The organism is Rubripirellula amarantea (genome assembly GCF_007859865.1).
GTDB lineage: Bacteria > Planctomycetota > Planctomycetia > Pirellulales > Pirellulaceae > Rubripirellula > Rubripirellula amarantea.
This window is the reverse complement of sequence record NZ_SJPI01000003.1, coordinates 148,968-167,432: the sequence shown is the minus strand read 5'-3', so window position 1 is coordinate 167,432 and position 18,465 is coordinate 148,968. Positions and strand designations below refer to the sequence as shown.

Sequence of the window (18,465 nt, the reverse complement as noted above, 5' to 3'; positions counted from 1 at the left end):
GATTAGCTTCTCGGCCTTACAAAGGACCGGCTAGTTCTTCTTTCACGCTTTCGAGCAATCGCCGCATGGCTTGCGTGGGAGCCCAACCCGCTCGCGTGATCGAAACCATGTGAACTTGCCCAAGTTCCTTGCTTAGCGTTCGTGTGGTCAACGGTTTGGTTAAGTTCCCATCGTGACGACCGGCGATCAGTCCGACTCCCATCCCAGCCCGGACGCAAGCCATCGTCACGGCGCTATTGTCCGTTTCAACGGCTGGCTGAAGTTGGGTTTCTAATCCAAGGCGGAAAATCGCTTGCTCGAGTAATCGTCTTCCCACCGTGTTCACGTTCCCGATGATCAACGGTTCGTGAAGCAGATCAGCCACTCGAATCGTTGACCGTTTCGCTAACGGATGACTCCGAGGGAAAACGGCCAAGTATTCGATTGGGTACAACCGCTCGATTGATAACCCGTCGAGCAAAGCATCGCGAGGGGGTTCAATCAGTAGTGCGACGTCCACGACTGCGTCCGCGACCATTCGCTGGGCGGTCGCGTTATCAGCCGTCATCAGCTTCAACTGAGAATTGGGAAACTGTTTCGCGAACTTGCCCAGGGGTGAACCGAGTTCCTCAAGCATCATTCGCACGCCGGTGACCATCCGTACCTCAGTGGGCTCCGCCTGGGTTTGCTCAGCGACGAGCTGAAAACTTGATTCGATCGCTTCGAGTATGGGGCCGAGTTGCTGATGCAATAACTTGCCGGCGGTGGTCGGTTCGATACGGCGGCCTTTGCGTTGGAAAAGCTCCGTCCCATAGATTCGCTGCAGAACTTTGATCTGTTCCCAAAGCGTGGTGCCAGTTTGATTGAGTTCACGCGCCGCATCGGCGTAACCACCAAGCTCAAAGACCGCGCAAAACGTGCGGATCTGTTGGACGGTCAGGGACGCGGCGTTGTCGAGCAGGCGTGGTTTCACGTTGATAGTCTCAGGTTACCGATCGATGGGTGTTCTTCATTGTTCAGTATATTTGAATGATCATTCGAGATTATGCAATTGTGCTTGATGGATCTGTCGGCCACCATATTGCCTGGTTCATCGACGTCGGCACGAACGGCGCCCCTACCCTTATTGCTGAGACGCGTATCATGCCCATGCGATGGTTCATCGTCCTCACGACTTTCCTGCTGTCGGTGCTTTTGTACGTCGATCGCGTTTGTATCTCGGTAGCGAAGGATTCGGTGGCTGCTGATCTTCAGCTATCTCCGACTCAAATCGGTTGGGTCTTCAGTGCGTTTGCTCTGGGCTATGCCCTGATGCAGACCCCGGGCGGATGGCTCGCGGACCGTCTGGGGCCTCGCCGGGTGCTGGCGTTGATTGTGGTGGCGTGGTCGTCGTGCACCGGATTGACCGCCGCGGCGAACTCCTACGCCTCGATGTTGGCGGTGAGGTTCTTGTTTGGTGCCGGCGAGGCTGGCGCGTTCCCGGGAATGTCGCGTGCGGTTTACTCATGGATTCCGATGAACGAACGCGGACGGGTCCAGGCAATAAATTTCTCGGGTTCAAGAATTGGTGCCGCACTTACCTTGCCGCTGATTTCATGGCTGATCCTATCCTGGGGTTGGCGAGCAACTTTTGTGGTCTTGATGGTGATCGGCTTTGTCTGGTCCGCGATTTGGTTCGCTTTCTTTCGCGATGATCCGAAGGATGCACCCTGGCTTAGCGACCAAGAACGTGAGCACATCCTCAAGACCCGTCAGCAATTGTCTGAAATCAAAAGCGAATCATCAGCGGAGTCAACTTCAAGCAGGTCGGTCTTTACCTCGCGGACGATGTGGGCGCTATGTGGCCAGTATTTTGCTTCTAACTTCGTGTTCTTCTTTGCTTTGACATGGTTCTTTCCACAATTGAAAGAACGCTACGGTTTGTCGGGAATGGAAGCAGCATTATTCTCGGCGTTGCCACTCATGTGCGGAGCGTTGGGTTGCTGGACATCCGGATGGCTGGTTGACCGAATCTACAACTCAGGTCGTTGGGTACTCTCGCGGCGTATTCCCGCGATGATAGGTTTCACGTTAGCGGCGATCGGGATCGTGGGAAGTTCCCACGCAACGACTCCGCTGTCATCGTCGGTTTGGTTTAGCTTGTGCATTTTTGGAGCTGACATGACGTTGCCTCCTTCGTGGAGTACCTGCGTTGATGTTGGTCGTCGACGTGCGGGCGTTATCTCGGGCACGATGAATATGGCTGGCAACATTGGCTCGTTCATCACCAGTTTGGCGTTCCCCTACCTGTTGCAGTGGACGGGGTCACCACTCCCCTACTTTTACGTTGCCGCCGGCTTAAATTTCTTGGCGATTGGTTTGTGGATGTTGGCTGATCCAACGAAGTCGCTTGATTTGCAGGATGAAGGAGCGAGCCAATGACGAACGCAAAAAGCCACGCAGAAAAACGCGGTTTGCTGATCGGCGCAGGCTACTTCAGTGATTTTCACCTGGACGCTTGGAAGCGGATCAATGGTGCGACGATTGTTTGCATCTGTGACCTAGACGAGGCCAAAGCAAAGCAGGCTGCCGAGAAATACGGCATCGCAGATATATGCACTGATGTTAGCGCCGCGCTGCAACGAACCGACATCGACTTCGTTGATCTCGCGACTGGACCTGCCGCGAGGCTTCCCATCGTCGAACGGGTGCTCGATCGCGGACTTCCGATGATCTGCCAAAAACCCGTGGCAGAAAACTTTGCCGAGGCGAAAAAAATTCTTGACGTTGCCGAAAAGAGCGGCGTCCCCTTCATGGTTCACGAGAATTTTCGATTTCAACCGTGGCATCGTGAGATCAAGCGATTGCTTGATAGCGGAGTGATCGGTCACCAACTTCATTCGATCCATATGCGAACGCGGATGGGGGACGGTTGGGGCGACGATGCCTACCTTGGCCGTCAACCGTACTTTCGCAGCATGCCGCGCTTGTTGGTTCATGAAACGGGCGTGCATTTCGTCGACACGTTTCGGTTTCTCGCCGGTGAGATTGCTCAGTGCGATGCCGAACTGCAGCAATTCAATCCGGTTATCGCGGGTGAAGACGCCGCCGTTTTGCATTTTCGTTTTGCCAATGGCGGGAAAGCGACTTGGGATGCCAGTCGCTATCACGAATCGCTTGCCGACGAACCTCGCTACACGTTTGGCGAAATGACCGTCGAAAGCGATAAAGGAAGTTTGTGGTTGGACGTCGCAGGTAAAATCACGGTCAAACCATTGGGCGAATCCGCTTACGTTCACGATTACAAGCACTCGAAGATTGGATTTGCAGGTGACTGTGTGCGGTTGTGCCAGGAACACTTCTTGGAAGTCATCAATGGGAATGCGGTCTGCGAGACGCGACCGGCTGAGTACACCAAAACGTTGCAAGTCGTCGAAGCTGCTTACGAATCGGCTCGGCTTGGTCAGACCGTTTCGTTGACTAATCCGACCCGCAATTCCGAGCATTCACAGCGCCGAGTTGTTGATCTGAGTCTGGTGGTTTCAAACGACATGAGCGGCGTGGAGATCACAACCGCGAAGCGACTTGAAGTCGAAGGTTGGAACGCGACAACGCTTTCGCTGTATTCCCACGCGGGCACTCACATGGACGCCCCGCGGCATTTCCTAACGGATGGCAACACGCTTGATCAACAAACGTTGGCGGTGTGCTGTGGTTCGGCTCGAGTGGTAAACCTAGCCGGCACGCAACCGCGACACGCGATTTCGGTCGATGACGTTACCCAGGCTCTTGCGGACGTTTACCCAGGAGACCGCTTATTGTTTCGGACCGATTGGCACGAACAGTTTGGAACACCAGAGTATCGAGACGCACTACCACGAATTTCGATCGAGCTCGCTCATTGGTTGGTTGAAAAACAAGTTGCCATGATCGGCGTAGAGCCACCCTCGGTTGCCGACGTGAACAATCGCGAAGAGCTGACTGAGGTGCATCAAGTTCTCTTTCGCGGTGGTGTCTTGATTGTCGAAGGACTGGCGAATCTAAATGAGTTGACTCAGCCGGTGGTCGAGTTCATCGCTTTGCCGCTGCGTATTCTAGGTGGCGATGGTTGCCCCGTTCGTGCAATCGCAATCGAGTATTCGCCCTCACGTTTCGCTAATAGCCACGAGGTGAAATCATGAGTGGTCCGTTACTGGGATGCATTGCTGACGACTACACCGGGGCAACGGATTTGTCCTCGATGCTCGTTCGCGCCGGTTTGCGAGTGATACAATGTTTCGGGACGCCGGATGCGAACGCTAAATATGGCGATGCCGATGCGGTGGTGGTTTCCCTGAAATCACGCTCGATCCCCGCTGATGAAGCCGTGTCGATGTCATTTGATGCTTTGCGGTTTTTACGATCGATCGAAACGCAACGCTACTTCTTCAAGTACTGTTCGACGTTCGATTCCACTCCGGCTGGAAACATCGGCCCGGTAGCAGATGCATTGGCCGACGAATTGGACGCCTCACAGGTCATTTTTTGCCCGGCGTTTCCGGAAAACGGACGCACGGTTTATTGCGGGCACTTGTTTGTGGGCGGTGTGCCATTGCATGAAAGTTCGATGCGCAATCATCCCCTGAACCCAATGACAGACAGCGATCTCGTTCGCGTCTTGCAGGCCCAGTCGAAACGCAAAGTGGAAAGGCTTTCGCTAGGAAATCCTCAACGTGATGAGTCCGGATGTCACCTGATTGCAGACTCAATCAATGAGGACGACTTGAAACGTGTAGCGGAATTTTCACGCGAACATCGGTTGCTGACGGGCGGATCGGCCATCGCGCGATATTGGGCTGAAGCGTTGCTGCCGAATCAGAGCAGACGTTCAATCGAAGCTGAGACGAACGAAGATTGTGCGGATAACTTAGGGAGCGATGCTGCGGAGCAAAGCACGGCCAAGGCAGCAAATTCACAGACTCGATCGGTTGTCTTGGCGGGCAGTTGTTCGGATGCGACGCGAAACCAGATTTCAGAGTTTGCGGCAACGTTCCCCGTCATGAACGTCGACCTTTCGTTAACTAGCATCGACGATTCCGCCTCTTTAGCCCTGGATTGGTGTGACCAACAGTGGCACCAGTCGGACGAATCGGAAAAGTTGATCTTGATCAGTTCTGGTGCAAACACCGAAGTCGTCGAAGCGGCACGTCGACGGTGGGGCGATCAGGAAGCTGCCAATCGTGTGGAACAGATCTTCGCATTGATCGCGAAAGGGTTGGTCGAACGCGGCGTAGGGCGGATCGTAGTTGCTGGTGGCGAAACCTCCGGTGCAGTCATTAATTCACTTGGTATCGATGCGGTTCGAATCGGCCGCGAGATAGCGCCGGGTGTCCCTTGGGTCGAAGCGATCGGCTTGTCCCAGGGCGGGCATCCGTTGTCGTTGGCGTTGAAGTCCGGCAACTTCGGTGGTCCGCGTTTCTTCTTTGATGCTTTGGAGTGCGAGCCATGAGTGAACGAGAGCTACGAGAAAAGATGGCTGAGCATGGGCGATCGCTTTTTGATCGTGGACTCACCTCAGGAAGTTCTGGCAATATCAGCCAACGATTGCCTGATGGAATGCTGATCACACCGACCAATTGTTGTTTAGGAAGGCTGGATCCGGATGAGATTTCGCGACTCGATTCCGCGGGCAATCTCATTAGTGGCAAACCACCATCCAAAGAGGCGTTCCTTCACGGTGCGTACTATCGCTCGCGTTCATCGGAACAAGCGATCGTGCATTTGCATTCGACGTGGTCCGTCGCGGTGAGCTGTTTGAGTGATCTTGATCCCGAAAACGTTTTGCCGCCGATCACTGCCTACTTCGTGATGCGAGTGGGACGCTTGCCCTTGGTGCCTTACTTTGCGCCTGGTGATATGCAATTGGCCGACGCCGTTGAACAATCCGTCAAGTCGGCGCGCGGCGCACTGCTGGCCAACCATGGTCCCGTGATCGGTGGTCGTGACTTGGACAGTGCGGTCTACGCGGTTGAAGAACTTGAAGAGACCGCAAAGCTTTACCTGATGTTGCGAGAATTGCCGACGCGATTCTTGGACGTCGATCAAGTTTCGGATTTGCACGCCAGATTTCCTTCCTAGCCATCCACCAACCTCAATAGCGAGCACGATGAAGAAACCCACCTTTGCCATCGCGGTCACCTTTCAAATCAAGCCGGAGTTCGTGGACAACTTTCGCGATCGAATTTTCCAACAAGCCAGCGACTCGCTGCGGCTTGAAGAGGACTGCTGTCAGTTTGACGTGCTTACGAGCGAAGACGATCCGACAACATTCTTTTTGTATGAAACGTATTCCGACGCTGCCGCATTCGACGCTCACAAAACCACACCTCACTTTGCAGACTACGACCGGGCCGTTGCCCCATGGATTGCTGCGAAACAAATCAACCGTTTGAATCTCTTGGAGAACCCTTCGTGAAGACTTATCACATCGCTGCCCTTCCCGGTGATGGCATCGGCCCCGAGTGTCTCGACGCAACCATGCCCGTTTTGGATGCGGTGCAGTCTTGCTGCGGAATCTCGCTGAAGATCAACCGCCACGAGGCTGGTGCCGAGCACTACCGAAAACATGGAGTGGCTATTCCGGACGAAGTGTTGAAGGATTGTCTTGATGCCGACGCGGTTTTGTTAGCTGCGATTGGCTTGCCCGACGTTCGTAAGCCAGATGGAACCGAAGTCCAACCCGACATGATGATGGGGTTGCGTCGCGCGTTAGGGCTTTATGCGGCAGTTCGTCCCGTAAAGCTTTACCCGGGAGTACCGTCGCCATTGAACACCGCCGGCGCAGGCATCGACATGGTGATCTTGCGAGAGAACTTAGAAGGTTTGTTTGCGTCGTTTGGCGGTGGCTGCATTTTGAATGACCACGTTGCCACCGATACTATCGTGATCACGCGAGAGGGGACTGAACGAGTCGTCGACTACGCGTTTCAACTTTCGCAACGCCGCAAAGGACGACCCATCGATGGAAAACGACGGGTGACTTGCGTGGACAAAGCGAATGTCTTTCGAAGTTTTGCATTCTTCCGAAAAGTATTCTTTGACATCGCCCATCGCTATCCCGATATCGAGGCTGACGCGACCTACGTCGATGCGATGAGCTTATACATGGTCACTTCGCCAAGCGATTGGGATGTCTTGGTGATGGAGAATCAGTTCGGCGATATTCTTTCCGATTTGGGTGCCGCGATCGTTGGTGGGTTGGGCATGGCGCCCTCCGCCGAGATTGGTGACAACCACGCTCTTTTTCAACCTTCGCACGGAACGGCACCCCAGTTAACCGGAAAGAATGTTGCCAATCCAATCGCAACCATTCTATCAGCAAGCATGATGCTCGATTGGTTGGGCACTCGCTATGACGATGCTGACGCGATCAGCGCTGGGGCGGCGATTGAATCCGCTGTCGCCGGTTTGCTGAAAGATGGCCACCTACGCACCGCTGATCAGGGCGGAAACACCTCGACGTCAGCCATCTCGGATGCAGTGACGGACGCAATTCATCGCAACGCCGGCGTCGCTCGGTAACTTCGCTCGGTAACGTCGTTCGGTAACGTCGTTCGGTAACGTCGTTCGGTCGCTTCATTTCTCTACTTAACAAGCAACGATTTCCAAAGAGACTCGTCCCATGAAAACTAGAACCATTCCTTTAATGTGGATCGGCCGCTGTTTTGCACTTTCAGTGTTTTGGCTTAGCGTCGCAACCACTTCATTTGCGGCAACCGATGGCAACGGCGAGGCTGAAATATCTGGCGAACTGAAACAGTGGCACAAAGTAACCCTGTCGATTGACGGGCCGTTTGCTCGCGAGAAGGACAGCATGCCGAATCCGTTCACTGACCTCGCGATGAATGTCACGTTCCGACATGAAAGCGGAATGCCAGAGTACAACGTGCCCGGCTATTTTGCCGCTGACGGCAACGCCGCCAACACAAGTGCGGACGAAGGAACCACATGGCGTGCTCACTTGTCACCGGATAAGTCCGGCAAGTGGACCTACAAAGTTTCGTTCAAAAAAGGTGATGCGGCAGCGATCAAAGGTGGCGGCGAAGCTCTGAAGCCTTTCGATGGGATCGCCGGAAGTTTTGAGGTCACGGAAACTGACAAGTCAGGTCGCGATTTTCGCTCGAAAGGGCGGCTTCAATACGTTGGCAAGCACCACCTCCAATTCGCTGGAACGAAAGAGTACTTCTTAAAGGCAGGGCCGGATGCACCAGAGACATTGTTGGGTTACACCGACTTCGACAACACCCATGCAGGAAAAGCGAAGCAAGTACCGCTGAAGACTTGGAAGGCTCACGTCCAAGATTGGAAGGCTGGCGATCCAACGTGGAAGGATGGGAACGGCAAAGGACTCATTGGTGGATTGAATTACTTGGCCGACAAAGGACTGAATGCCTTTTCTTTTCTTTCATACAACGCGGGAGGCGACGGGGACAACGTCTGGCCGTTTGTTGAGCGGAATGACAAATTGCACTACGACTGTTCCAAGCTTGACCAATGGGGGATGGTTTTCGACCACGGCAATTCTCTTGGTCTCTACTTGCACTTCAAGTTGCAAGAAACGGAAATTGACGATCACCGAAACGGTCCTGAACGTAAGTCAGTTCAAGTTCCCACCTCACTCGATGGTGGAAAGCTTGGTCCCGAAAGAATGTTGTATTGCCGTGAACTGATCGCCCGCTACGGTCACGCTCTCGCTTTGAACTGGAATGTTGGCGAAGAGAACACCCAGACGCCGGACGAAGTCAACGCGATGATCGACTACATCCGTTCAATTGATCCCTATCAACACCATGTCGTTCTGCACACGTATCCTCAGGACCAGGAAAAAGTCTATACGAAGTTGCTTGGCGATAAGTCCCGCTTGTCCGGTGTCTCTTGCCAGAACTCGTGGCGAGAATCGCACAAATGGACCCTACGTTGGGTCACCGAGTCGGATCGCGCGGGCCGACCTTGGGTGGTTGCCAACGACGAACAAGGCGGTGCTGACACCGGTGTCCCGCCGGACCTTGGGTACGATGGCTACGAAGGTACGAAGAACGACGGCAAGTCAGTGCATACCACCGACGACGTTCGCAAGGCGACGTTGTGGGGGAATTTGATGGCCGGCGGGGCGGGCGTTGAATATTACTTCGGGTACCAATTGCCGCAGAATGACCTCGTTTGCGAAGACTGGCGCAGTCGCGATCAGTCTTGGGATTATTGTCGAATCGCGTTGCAGTTTTTTTCCGACAACCAGATTCCATTCTGGGAAATGAAAAACGCGGACGCCAGCATTGGCAACTCGGCTCACAATAATTCGAAGTACTGCTTCGCCAAAGACGGTGAAGTTTACCTCGTGTACTTGCCCCAAGGGGGAAGCACTTCGCTTGACTTATCAGAGGTCAAAGGAAGCTTTCAAGTTCACTGGTTCAATCCAAGGTCGGGCGGCGATCTTGTGACATCGTCGGTCAAATCCGTTGATGGCGGCCAATCGGTTTCACTTGGTGATCCACCGTCGGACAAGGACCAAGATTGGCTGATTGTCGTCCGCAAGTAGTTTGCAATAGATGGTTCTTGGAAGTTTGCTTGGGCCGCGATTGTCGCTGCTCGGGTTTGCTTTGCTTTATGTATTGGGAGTACTCCGTTGATGTTAGATTTCGTGAATCGATGGTTGCGGTGCGTGATGGTTGCTGCCATCTGCACGACGTTCGCAGGCAATGGGGTTGAAGCCCAAGAAACGCGTCAGTGGGAATTGTTGGACACCATCGGTGATCCGCAAGCGCGACATGAAGCAGCGTTCATTGAATGTGACGATCGGTTTTTCTTGCTCGGCGGGCGCGGAGTGAAACCGGTTGACATCTATGATCCCAAAACCCGAACGTGGACTCAGGGTGCTCGATCACCGGTCGAAATTCACCACTTCCAACCCGTGGTTTACAACCATCAGATTTTGGTTGTCGGTGCCATGACGGGGAACTATCCAAAAGAGAATGCTTTGGACAAAGTGTTGATCTATGATCCCAAGCTGGACCAATGGAAATGGGGCGCAGAGATACCTGAGGATCGACGACGAGGCGGAGCCGGTGCGGCGGTCCACGGTGATGACCTGTATCTTGTGTCCGGAATCCAGAACGGTCACTGGGACGGTTGGGTGACTTGGCTCGATCGACTCGATCTGAAGACTCAAACGTGGGAATCGCTCGCCGATGCGCCGCGTGCCCGCGATCATTTCCAGTGCGCGTTCATTGAAGACAAGCTCTACGTTGCTGGCGGTCGAAGGTCGTCCGGTGTCACCAAGCAAGTCTTTGATTTGACGATCCCAGAAGTTGATGTTTACGATCTTCAGACAGGAACTTGGAATACTTTGGATGAGCAAAGCAATTTGCCGATACCACGTGCCGGATGCTTCTCGTTCGCCATCGGTCGCGATTTTTTCGTGGCGGGCGGCGAAAGTACGATCCAGCGCGAAGCTCATGCCGAAGTGCAACGACTCGATACCGTCACGAACCAGTGGTCGACGGATTCTAAATTCGCAGTTGGCCGACATGGGACCGGCGTGATCGTTTGGAACGACGCACTTTACACCTGCGCCGGCAGCGGTGGTCGAGGCGGCGGCCCGGAACTCGACAGCACGGAAATGCTAGAGCTCAACTCCGAAGCTAACGAAGGCTCGGAGTGACCAAGTGACGGGACGCGATAAGCCGGCCAAGCTATAGAGTTACTAATCGGCGAAGCTTAGTCCTTAGGCGAAGCTTGGTCCTAAGGCGAAGCTTCGAATTCACTCAATCGCTGGTTGAGCTTTCCAAAGCATGATCAAACAAGGGCAAGCTTTGACTATTGCACTGATTGTTAGATTCCAGGTCGAGCAGCCTTTGTTTTGTCACTAATCCGCCCGGTGCACTGAAGCCGCGTAATTTGCCGTCCGACGCGATCACGCGGTGACAGGGAATCACCAACAACACGCGATTACGAGCCATGGCGGCTCCCACTGCACGGCTGGCTGATGGGTTTCCGACCGATGCGGCGAGTTGTCCGTAGGTTGCCGTTGTACCCGATTCAATTTGGCGGCACGCGTCGTAGATCCGTCGGCTTAGAGGCGTCCAGCCGGTCGGGTCGACAAAAATTTCGGTGAAATCGGCTTGCCCGGTGAGAAAGTACTGACCCAGCAATTCATCAAACGATGCAGCGCAGCCGGAAGGTGCCGTCGCCAACGCGGTATTTGTGTTGCTGGAGGATTGGTCCGTGTTGGGACGCTCGCTAACCCATTGAAGTTTTAGCAACCCCGCATCGGTCCAACTGGAAACCATTTCGCCCATCGGAGTCTGGTGGCAATAATTTTGCATGGTTTTGCGTCACCCTTTCTTGCGGATCTTCTACAGAAGTCTTGGAAATCAAAGTGCCCAAGCCCTCACAGCACCCAATCTGTATATTCTGGGGATCAGGACTACTGACGTACACAGCTGAATCAGACCTTAATCGTTTTTCCCTATGAAATATTTCACGTTCGCCCTCACTGCGATCTTGCTTCTCGGGGGCGCAATCCGCTCCGTCGCAGCAGACCCGCCAGATTTGAGAATCGAAGTTCCAAACCAACTTCCCGGGCAAGAACCAGAAGTGATCGAAGTGGAGCCAGCCGACACAGCGACACAAAAGCAGATTCGAGATACTCTGGAAGGTAAGAAGCCAAAGCAATCTGCCGATGGAATTCTCGAAGACGTATTGGGACTGATCGAGGCCCGCGGCAGTGTGCTCAAAGGCAGTGTGCTCGACGAGGGTGCGAAACCAATCGGCGCTCTTGGTCACCGACGTTCGCCCCAAGCAAAGATGCCTTCGAGTACGGATCCATCGGACCAACACGCTGGCTCGAATCAGTATTCTGACGCAGAACAGTATTCTGACGCGGACCAGTATTCTGGGGCGGACCAGTATTCTGGGGCGGACCAGCGTGCCTGGGCAGCGGAAAGTTTGTTGAAAGCGGCAAGAGTTCTCAGTGCTCTGGGCAGCAACGATGATCGGCAACTGGTGGAACTGATGCGGCAACGGGCTGCGACCCTGCTATTGCCTGTCGAATTGACTCCGACACTCAATGAATCGCCGTAGCCTTGACGAACCCTGATCCTTCTCGTGCCCCGTTTGCCAAGTGGCCGCCTCGCCCTGCCATGATTGCTGCTGCGCTGGCAATTCTTGTTGTTGGCATTGTCGCAGCAGACTATTTGCGATCGGTTCCGCCAGACGTTTCCGCCACGTATGTCGGTCGAGAGAACTGCACAGCATGCCACCAATCAGAAACCGAACGTTTCATCGGGTCGCATCATGATAAAGCGATGGACCTTGCGACTGACGAAACGGTCCTCGGCGACTTTGAAGATGCAACAATCGAACATGACGGAATGGTTAGCCGAATGTTTCGTGATGGCGATAAGTTCATGGTTCACACCGATGGGCCCGATGGCAACATGCAGGATTTCGAAATCAAGTACGTGTTCGGTGTTCATCCGCTGCAACAGTACATGGTCGAATTTGATCGAGAACCATCAATGCAGGCTCACGAGATTGGTCGACTGCAAGTGCTTCGAATTAGCTGGGATGCAATTGACAAGAAGTGGTTTTATTTGAGGCCGCCCGATGTCGATGACAAGCTGCTTCCGGACGATCCATTGCATTGGACTGGCATCGCTCAGCGTTGGCAAACCATGTGTGCGGTTTGTCATTCCACGGACTTGAAGACGAACTTTGATCCTAAGAAAAACGTCTACCACACGACGTTTTCCGAAATCGACGTTAGCTGCGAAGCTTGCCACGGCCCCGGCAGTCTGCATATCGAATTGGCTAATCGCAAGTCACTTTTCTGGGACCGACACCTTGGGTATGGACTCGCCAAGCTCAAGGGTGATGATCCGGAACCACAACTGCAAACGTGCGCTCCTTGCCACAGTCGTCGAAGCGAACTCAACGATACCTTCCAGGCGGGGGAACAGTTTTGCAATCACTATCAGCTCGAAGTGATGCGAGATGCGACGTACCATGCCGACGGTCAAATCAAGGATGAAGTGTACGTCTATGGATCGTTTATCCAGAGCCGGATGTACCACCAGGGAATCCGTTGCACTGATTGTCATGATCCCCATTCGCTGGAACTGAAGCATAAGGGCAACGAGACATGCACTTCGTGTCATCAACACGCCGCCGGAAAGTATGACGTGCCGTCGCACCATCATCATGCGGTCGGGACCGAAGGAGCCAAGTGTGTCAACTGCCACATGCCGCACACGACCTACATGGCCATCGACAAGCGACGTGACCATAGCTTACGCGTGCCTCGACCGGATTTGTCGGTCAAGTTGGGAACACCGAATGCCTGCAGCAGTTGTCACGTTGAAGACCAACTGAAGAATCTCGACGAGAAAACAAAGCAATCGCTGGCTGGAAAAGAATATGCCGATTGGCTGGCTCGAGCGAAGGCGGGCAACGAGTCGATTGCAAACGCGATCGCGGCGACGGACGCGTGGTGTGATGAGGCTTGCGAAACTTGGTATGGCAAAGATCGAAAGACGCCCAAGCATTTCGCCGAAACGATTGTCGCGTTTCGAAATGGTGAGCCAGGCAGTTTGGCTGATATGTTAACGGCCGCGCTTTCCACTCCATCAGGTGACTCGGCGGTGCCAAACATCGCTCGTGCTTCAATGCTCAGTGAAGTGGCACAGGGGCTCGGGCAGCGAATGGAGCTAACGGACGCGATCGTCGACACAATTCGCAATGCGGGTGATGACCCCTTGGTTCGTGCATCGGCAATCGACGTGTTGGCGAGTTCAGGTTCTTCGCAAACGGTTTCGGTGCTGCTGGAAGCACTGCGTGATGACATCATTTTGGTCCGTATCGCTGCGGCTCAGGCGATTGTCAATCGTGGTATCTACGGGGCGTTGAGCGGGAATGACAAGTTGGTCGCTGACCGGGTGATCGATAGTGACTTGAAGGAGTCGTTGGAAATGTCTTCGGATCGCTCTGGCTCGCATCTGGCTTGGGCGATGATTGAAGAGCAACGTGGTAACTATTCTCAGGCGATCACGTCATATCAGACTGCCATCCGTGTGGAGCCTCATATGGCAGGTGGTCGAACGAACCTTGCCGCATTGCTGGAGAATCTTGCGCCACGGCAAAGTGAATCTCAGGCTCAGGTGATGGTCCAGCGAGCGAAGCAACTGCGGGCCGAAGAGCTGCCGTTGTTAGCTCGCGATTCGAAGCTAGCACCTGACAACCCTTCGCTGCAGTATCGGTATGGCTTGGCTTTGTACTTAGCGGGACAAATGGACGCAGCACTTGAGTCACTCAATCGTGCTGTTGAGTTAGCACCCGATGTTCCTGAATTTATTCAAGCTCGCGACCTGTTGAAGGAAAAACTCGACGAGTAACGACTAGGTGCGGTGGCCGCATCAAGAGTCGATGTTCATGTATCATTTCGACAGTTGGTTCGCTGTGTTGTGAATCGCCTTTGCAGGAGAGGAACCCATGAGTCACGCATCATTGAATGTGTTGATCCAAGACGGGCACACCGAGTGCTATTACGACACGGTCATCGTTCCCATCACCAACCGCGAGTTGTTGTGGGGGCCTGATGCCTTTGCAGCATGGGCTCGCAGGGGAATTGCGGAAGAGGGCGCGGTCGGTGAAGACGGCGATTTTGATTCGGCGATCGTCGTCGATTTCGATCGCAAGAATGTAACTTGGTTGGATAATCCCGACTCGATTTCTATACCTCGAGTGCAAAGGCTCTATGAACGACTGCTGCAAACATCGTGGCCTGGTTACGAGTTTCGCTATGCCTCGGGCGGGCAAAATGACATTTGGTCAGCGGTTGGAGAGAATGAAAATGGTCACGTGGTCGCTATCTATGAAGACGAGGAAGTCGATGGTCGTTGGTCTTCCATCGCCGAAGTGATCACCAACTACGATTCCGAAAGCGAAGTTGAAGCGATTGATGCGTACGACTACGACGAAGAACGCGCATGGGTATCAGTGTTTGACGATGGCGGTGTAGTGGATCACCGTTGGATCGATCAGATCAGTATGGATTTGATCTGCAATGACGCCGACGCTATCGATGTCTTGATGAGTCTGCCGCCGGCGGACGTGCCTGAGGAATGCGTCGTTACCGAAGGCATGTGGGTAGATTCAATGCGCGGCGAAGTCGGCATCTGGGGTGGTCATTCACTGCGCCAACAGATCGAAAAAACGCAATCGCATTGGGAAGACTACAAGGTCATTTGGGCTGAAAACGGATACGAAGACCATTGCGCCGCCAGCGGTCCAATGGGAGTGCCGATGACGGACGCGCAAGCGCTTGCTCGTATCATGCCTTCGTTGTTGTCGACCAAGCGGATTGATCCGGCCGCGGTCTTTGATGCGATTGGTGGCAAACTTAAACGGACCGCGATGCAGGCGACGGGATGTTTGTTGATGGTCTTATGCGCGCCAATTGTGCTCTTTGGAGCGGTGTCCGGAAACTGGCAGGCAGTCGGAATAACGATCGCGATGGTCGTGATTGCAACCATCTTGCTGTTCAAACTTATCGAACGAAAAGTTGCCGCGAAGTTTTCGACCGACGGATTGTTCAACCAGCCAGAAAGCGACCAGCCACCAGCGGCTGGACCGCTTGATGACAAGCAGCGACGTGCGGCGATGGAAAAGATCCTGAGTGCCGCCGGGCTACCGTCGCTTAGTGAGATTGACCGTTATGTGAGACCTGAGGACGACCCAATGTCGTTGTTGACGTAGTCCAAGTTCAACGCCCACGTTTCACTTTATAAGTCTTCCAGCCACAGCCCTGGAAGTGATTGCTGCGTCTAGGTGCTGGGGACGAAGTCATCATCCGCCGAAAGGGATTGGGCGAACAGCGAAAGCAATTCTGCAACCTTATCGATATCGCCAAGTGAGACGACTTCCACGGCGGAGTGCATGTAGCGATTCGGTACCGCGACCAAACCGGTGGCGACACCGCCGCCATGAATCTGCAGCACGTTGGCATCGTTGGGGGTCGCCCGACCGACGGCGGCAACCTGGTAGTCAATCGAGTGTTGTTGGCACAGCTCGATTAATCTTGCGGCCACCTTGCGATTGATATTGGGGCCACGGAAAATGACGGGTCCACCACCAACCGAGATGTCGCCTTGCGAGTTCTTATCGATGGTCGGGCAATCCGATGCATGGGTGACGTCGACGGCGATGGCTACATCCGGATTGATACTGCCGGCCGACGTTTTGGCTCCACGCAGTCCAATTTCTTCTTGGACCGTTGCGACACTGTGCAGGTGGCATCGCAGTTCCGATCCTCGCTTCGAAGAGGCCGATGCACGTCGGAGTGCCTCGATGACCGTCCACATGCCAGTCTTGTTATCCATGCCCGGCCCCGTGACGCGATCACCCAATAATTCGCGATACTTCAAATCGAGCGTGACGGGATCACCGATCTCCACGTGAGCCTTGGCGGTGGCTTGGTCGGTTGCACCAATATCAAGCCAAAGCTCTTTCAGGTCGACGACTCGCTCGCGCTCTTTCGAATCGAGCAAGTGAATCGGTTTGCGGCTTATCACTGCGGGGACGGGGCCTTTTTCGGTCCAGATTGTCATGGCTTGACCGATCAGTTGCTGCGGATCCCAGCCGCCGATCGTTTGCGCGTAGATAAATCCAAGTTCGTCGATGTGGCAAACCAACATCCCAATCTGATCACAATGACCTGCATACATCAGCCGCGGTGCTTGGTCATCTCCAATGGACGCGATCAGATTGCCGTGAACGTCGGTGCGAACCGATTCGGCGTGCGGTGTGATGTAGTCACGAACTAAATTCTGAATGCGCTCTTCGTACCCGGATGGACTGGGCGTTTGAATGGCTTGCTTGAAGAACTGAAGGGATGCGTCATCCATGAAGTGTCTCTATTGAAAGTGTAAAACGATCTAACCAATTTCGCCGCGGTCACCTGTCGTAGCGGACGCGATATCCGTAGCAAAGCATTCAATCAAGCTGGCTTGATTGGCGCTGCGGTCGACTTCTCGAATCGCACGAACGCTACGATCAAGTCGCGCCAGTGTTTCGTCGGTGCCATGGCCCTGCATCGCCTCGGCTCGCAACTCACGCCGATAGTGCTGAATGCAGATCGAAAAGATATCACGCATTGCCGCCCGGCGTTTCGAAGCGTCTTTGCCCGCTCCATCAACAGCCTTGGTGATGACTCGCGAAAGTGCAATAGGGTCGGGATAAGGTGTCGAAATCTGTGACTCGATCGCTCCGCGAGTTTCATCTCTTTCGCCGCCTAGTAACCTTGCGGCAACGTGAATGTCACCACCGGCAATCTCCAACGCTGCACTAATGTCTCGATCACTAGCTTCAATTTGGTGATGTTGTCGGAGCAGTTCTTTGGCGTCGCTATCGGAAAGCGGCCCGAGTCGCAAGATTTGGCATCGTGACCGAATGGTGGGCAATTGTTTCTGTTCACTGGTGCCGATCAGGATCACGACGGCGCCCGACGGCGGTTCTTCCAAAGTTTTCAGCAGGCAATTGGCGCCCTCTTCATTCAAGAAGTCGGCGTCTTCTAGGATGGCAACCTTGCGGGTGCCCACGCTCGGTCGCAATCTCAGGTCGCGGCAAAAGCCTTCTTGCATGCGAGCTTCGGGAGGACCGATGAGAGTTTCCAGCGGAATCAACGATTTACCATCGGGCTTTTTTGCGCGGACAACGTCGGGGTGAGTGCCGGCGATGACTTGTTGACACGACGGACAGACACCGCAGGGATTCATCGCCTGCGGATCACTCTTTTGGCATAGCAACGTGCGAGCGAGTAACGTCGCTACGGTGCGCTTTCCGATGCCCGGTGAGCCCACGATCAGGAAACTGCCAGCCAAGCGTCCATTGTTGAGTGCAGCGTTGAACCAACGTTGGATTTTTCCGTGGCCGATCAAGGTCGACCAATTCGTCATCTCACGCTTGACTTCAATTTCAGGCGTTGCATCCGTCACGATAAAGGGTCGCTCGTGCTAGTATTTTTTTGCGCATGGTCGTTCTCGATGAGCGAAATCTTGTGCAACCGAGATTCGTGGCGTCCGCCATCGAAGTCGGTTTGCAGCCACATTAAAACGAGGTCGTCGACCGGTCGATCGCCGATCATGTCGCCTGGTAAGCATAAAACGTTGACGTCGTTGTGGCGACGACTAATTTCAACCATCACTTCGTCGTAGCAGGAAGCCGCACGAACACCGGGGAACTTATTGGCCGCAATCGACATTCCGATGCCGGTTCCACAGATCAAGATGCCGCGATCGCATTCGCCACGGCTGACTCGCAAAGCGACGGCACTGGCGAAATCAGGGTAGTCGACAGCCTCTTCGCCTTCCGTGCCGGCGTCGAACATTTCGAAGCCTGCTGAGGTTAGCGATTGGATCAGGCGTCCTTTGATTTTGACGCCGCGGTGGTCACTTCCGATGGCAATTTTGTGCACGG

16 protein-coding genes are annotated in these 18,465 nt (G+C 54.2%); 11 read left to right on the top strand and 5 right to left on the bottom strand.

All coding sequences use genetic code 11. The features are described from left to right. Positions 1 to 16 precede the first annotated feature (16 nt). A complete protein-coding gene (locus tag Pla22_RS20685) occupies positions 17 to 952 on the bottom strand; it encodes a LysR family transcriptional regulator (RefSeq protein ID WP_146516723.1) in 936 nt (311 codons plus the stop codon). 56 nt (positions 953 to 1,008) lie between these two features. Between Pla22_RS20685 and Pla22_RS20680 the strand changes: the two genes are divergently transcribed. The 8 genes from Pla22_RS20680 (at position 1,009) to Pla22_RS20640 (ending at position 10,654) form a co-directional block, all read left to right on the top strand. Further along, complete coding sequence (locus Pla22_RS20680; RefSeq protein WP_207310444.1) at positions 1,009 to 2,400, top strand: MFS transporter; 1,392 nt, start codon at positions 1,009 to 1,011, stop codon at positions 2,398 to 2,400. Beyond that, positions 2,397 to 4,139 (top strand): cyclase family protein, encoded by a 1,743-nt coding sequence (locus Pla22_RS25770; RefSeq protein ID WP_242632217.1) that lies wholly within the window; start codon positions 2,397 to 2,399, stop codon positions 4,137 to 4,139. The genes Pla22_RS20680 and Pla22_RS25770 overlap by 4 nt, the downstream gene beginning before the upstream one ends. Beyond that, complete coding sequence (otnK, locus tag Pla22_RS20665; protein WP_146516722.1) at positions 4,136 to 5,446, top strand: 3-oxo-tetronate kinase; 1,311 nt, start codon at positions 4,136 to 4,138, stop codon at positions 5,444 to 5,446. Before Pla22_RS25770 ends, otnK begins: the two co-directional genes overlap by 4 nt. Then, on the top strand, positions 5,443 to 6,075 hold the full coding sequence (gene otnC / locus Pla22_RS20660) for a 3-oxo-tetronate 4-phosphate decarboxylase (protein WP_146516721.1): 633 nt from the start codon (positions 5,443 to 5,445) through the stop codon (positions 6,073 to 6,075). The genes otnK and otnC overlap by 4 nt, the downstream gene beginning before the upstream one ends. A gap of 28 nt (positions 6,076 to 6,103) precedes the next feature. Beyond that, complete coding sequence (locus tag Pla22_RS20655) at positions 6,104 to 6,412, top strand: putative quinol monooxygenase (protein WP_146516720.1); 309 nt, start codon at positions 6,104 to 6,106, stop codon at positions 6,410 to 6,412. Further along, a complete protein-coding gene (locus tag Pla22_RS20650) occupies positions 6,409 to 7,518 on the top strand; it encodes an isocitrate/isopropylmalate dehydrogenase family protein (RefSeq protein WP_146516719.1) in 1,110 nt (369 codons plus the stop codon). The genes Pla22_RS20655 and Pla22_RS20650 overlap by 4 nt, the downstream gene beginning before the upstream one ends. Before the next feature lie 100 nt (positions 7,519 to 7,618). Next, positions 7,619 to 9,532 (top strand): DUF5060 domain-containing protein, encoded by a 1,914-nt coding sequence (locus Pla22_RS20645; protein ID WP_146516718.1) that lies wholly within the window; start codon positions 7,619 to 7,621, stop codon positions 9,530 to 9,532. A 90-nt stretch (positions 9,533 to 9,622) separates the two neighbouring features. Continuing rightward, on the top strand, positions 9,623 to 10,654 hold the full coding sequence (locus Pla22_RS20640) for a Kelch repeat-containing protein (RefSeq protein WP_146516717.1): 1,032 nt from the start codon (positions 9,623 to 9,625) through the stop codon (positions 10,652 to 10,654). A 103-nt stretch (positions 10,655 to 10,757) separates the two neighbouring features. Here Pla22_RS20640 and Pla22_RS20635 read toward each other — a convergent pair whose 3' ends face one another. After that, entirely contained in the window at positions 10,758 to 11,318 is a 561-nt protein-coding gene (locus tag Pla22_RS20635; protein ID WP_146516716.1) for a methylated-DNA--[protein]-cysteine S-methyltransferase, read from the bottom strand. A 145-nt stretch (positions 11,319 to 11,463) separates the two neighbouring features. Here Pla22_RS20635 and Pla22_RS20630 point away from each other — a divergent pair, with 145 nt between their 5' ends. The 3 genes from Pla22_RS20630 to Pla22_RS20620 all read left to right on the top strand — a co-directional run bounded on the left by Pla22_RS20630 (position 11,464) and on the right by Pla22_RS20620 (position 15,747). Beyond that, complete coding sequence (locus Pla22_RS20630; RefSeq protein WP_146516715.1) at positions 11,464 to 12,075, top strand: hypothetical protein; 612 nt, start codon at positions 11,464 to 11,466, stop codon at positions 12,073 to 12,075. 2 nt (positions 12,076 to 12,077) lie between these two features. Next, positions 12,078 to 14,384, top strand: coding sequence for a HEAT repeat domain-containing protein (locus Pla22_RS20625; protein WP_315854241.1), 2,307 nt, complete (start codon positions 12,078 to 12,080; stop codon positions 14,382 to 14,384). 97 nt (positions 14,385 to 14,481) lie between these two features. Beyond that, complete coding sequence (locus Pla22_RS20620; protein WP_146516714.1) at positions 14,482 to 15,747, top strand: hypothetical protein; 1,266 nt, start codon at positions 14,482 to 14,484, stop codon at positions 15,745 to 15,747. A gap of 68 nt (positions 15,748 to 15,815) precedes the next feature. On the opposite strand, the gene Pla22_RS20615 is transcribed toward Pla22_RS20620, so the two are convergent. The 3 genes from Pla22_RS20615 to rpiB are packed head-to-tail and all read right to left on the bottom strand — an operon-like array spanning position 15,816 to position 18,463. Then, positions 15,816 to 16,895 (bottom strand): M42 family metallopeptidase, encoded by a 1,080-nt coding sequence (locus tag Pla22_RS20615; RefSeq protein WP_146516713.1) that lies wholly within the window; start codon positions 16,893 to 16,895, stop codon positions 15,816 to 15,818. A gap of 30 nt (positions 16,896 to 16,925) precedes the next feature. Continuing rightward, on the bottom strand, positions 16,926 to 17,984 hold the full coding sequence (locus tag Pla22_RS20610; protein WP_242632216.1) for a DNA polymerase III subunit: 1,059 nt from the start codon (positions 17,982 to 17,984) through the stop codon (positions 16,926 to 16,928). After that, on the bottom strand, positions 17,981 to 18,463 hold the full coding sequence (rpiB, locus tag Pla22_RS20605; RefSeq protein ID WP_146516712.1) for a ribose 5-phosphate isomerase B: 483 nt from the start codon (positions 18,461 to 18,463) through the stop codon (positions 17,981 to 17,983). The genes Pla22_RS20610 and rpiB overlap by 4 nt, the downstream gene beginning before the upstream one ends. Between the last annotated feature and the right edge of the window lie 2 nt (positions 18,464 to 18,465).

What these genes read in the sequence shown, in the direction of transcription:
- Pla22_RS20680 (WP_207310444.1), top strand. Translation starts at nt 1,009, where the DNA reads ATGATCATTCGAGATTATGCAATTGTGCTTGATGGATCTGTCGGCCAC.
- Pla22_RS25770 (WP_242632217.1), top strand. Translation starts at nt 2,397, where the DNA reads ATGACGAACGCAAAAAGCCACGCAGAAAAACGCGGTTTGCTGATCGGC.
- otnK (WP_146516722.1), top strand. Translation starts at nt 4,136, where the DNA reads ATGAGTGGTCCGTTACTGGGATGCATTGCTGACGACTACACCGGGGCA.
- otnC (WP_146516721.1), top strand. Translation starts at nt 5,443, where the DNA reads ATGAGTGAACGAGAGCTACGAGAAAAGATGGCTGAGCATGGGCGATCG.
- Pla22_RS20655 (WP_146516720.1), top strand. Translation starts at nt 6,104, where the DNA reads ATGAAGAAACCCACCTTTGCCATCGCGGTCACCTTTCAAATCAAGCCG.
- Pla22_RS20645 (WP_146516718.1), top strand. Translation starts at nt 7,619, where the DNA reads ATGAAAACTAGAACCATTCCTTTAATGTGGATCGGCCGCTGTTTTGCA.
- Pla22_RS20640 (WP_146516717.1), top strand. Translation starts at nt 9,623, where the DNA reads ATGTTAGATTTCGTGAATCGATGGTTGCGGTGCGTGATGGTTGCTGCC.
- Pla22_RS20635 (WP_146516716.1), bottom strand. Translation starts at nt 11,318, where the DNA reads ATGCAAAATTATTGCCACCAGACTCCGATGGGCGAAATGGTTTCCAGT.
- Pla22_RS20630 (WP_146516715.1), top strand. Translation starts at nt 11,464, where the DNA reads ATGAAATATTTCACGTTCGCCCTCACTGCGATCTTGCTTCTCGGGGGC.
- Pla22_RS20620 (WP_146516714.1), top strand. Translation starts at nt 14,482, where the DNA reads ATGAGTCACGCATCATTGAATGTGTTGATCCAAGACGGGCACACCGAG.
- Pla22_RS20615 (WP_146516713.1), bottom strand. Translation starts at nt 16,895, where the DNA reads ATGGATGACGCATCCCTTCAGTTCTTCAAGCAAGCCATTCAAACGCCC.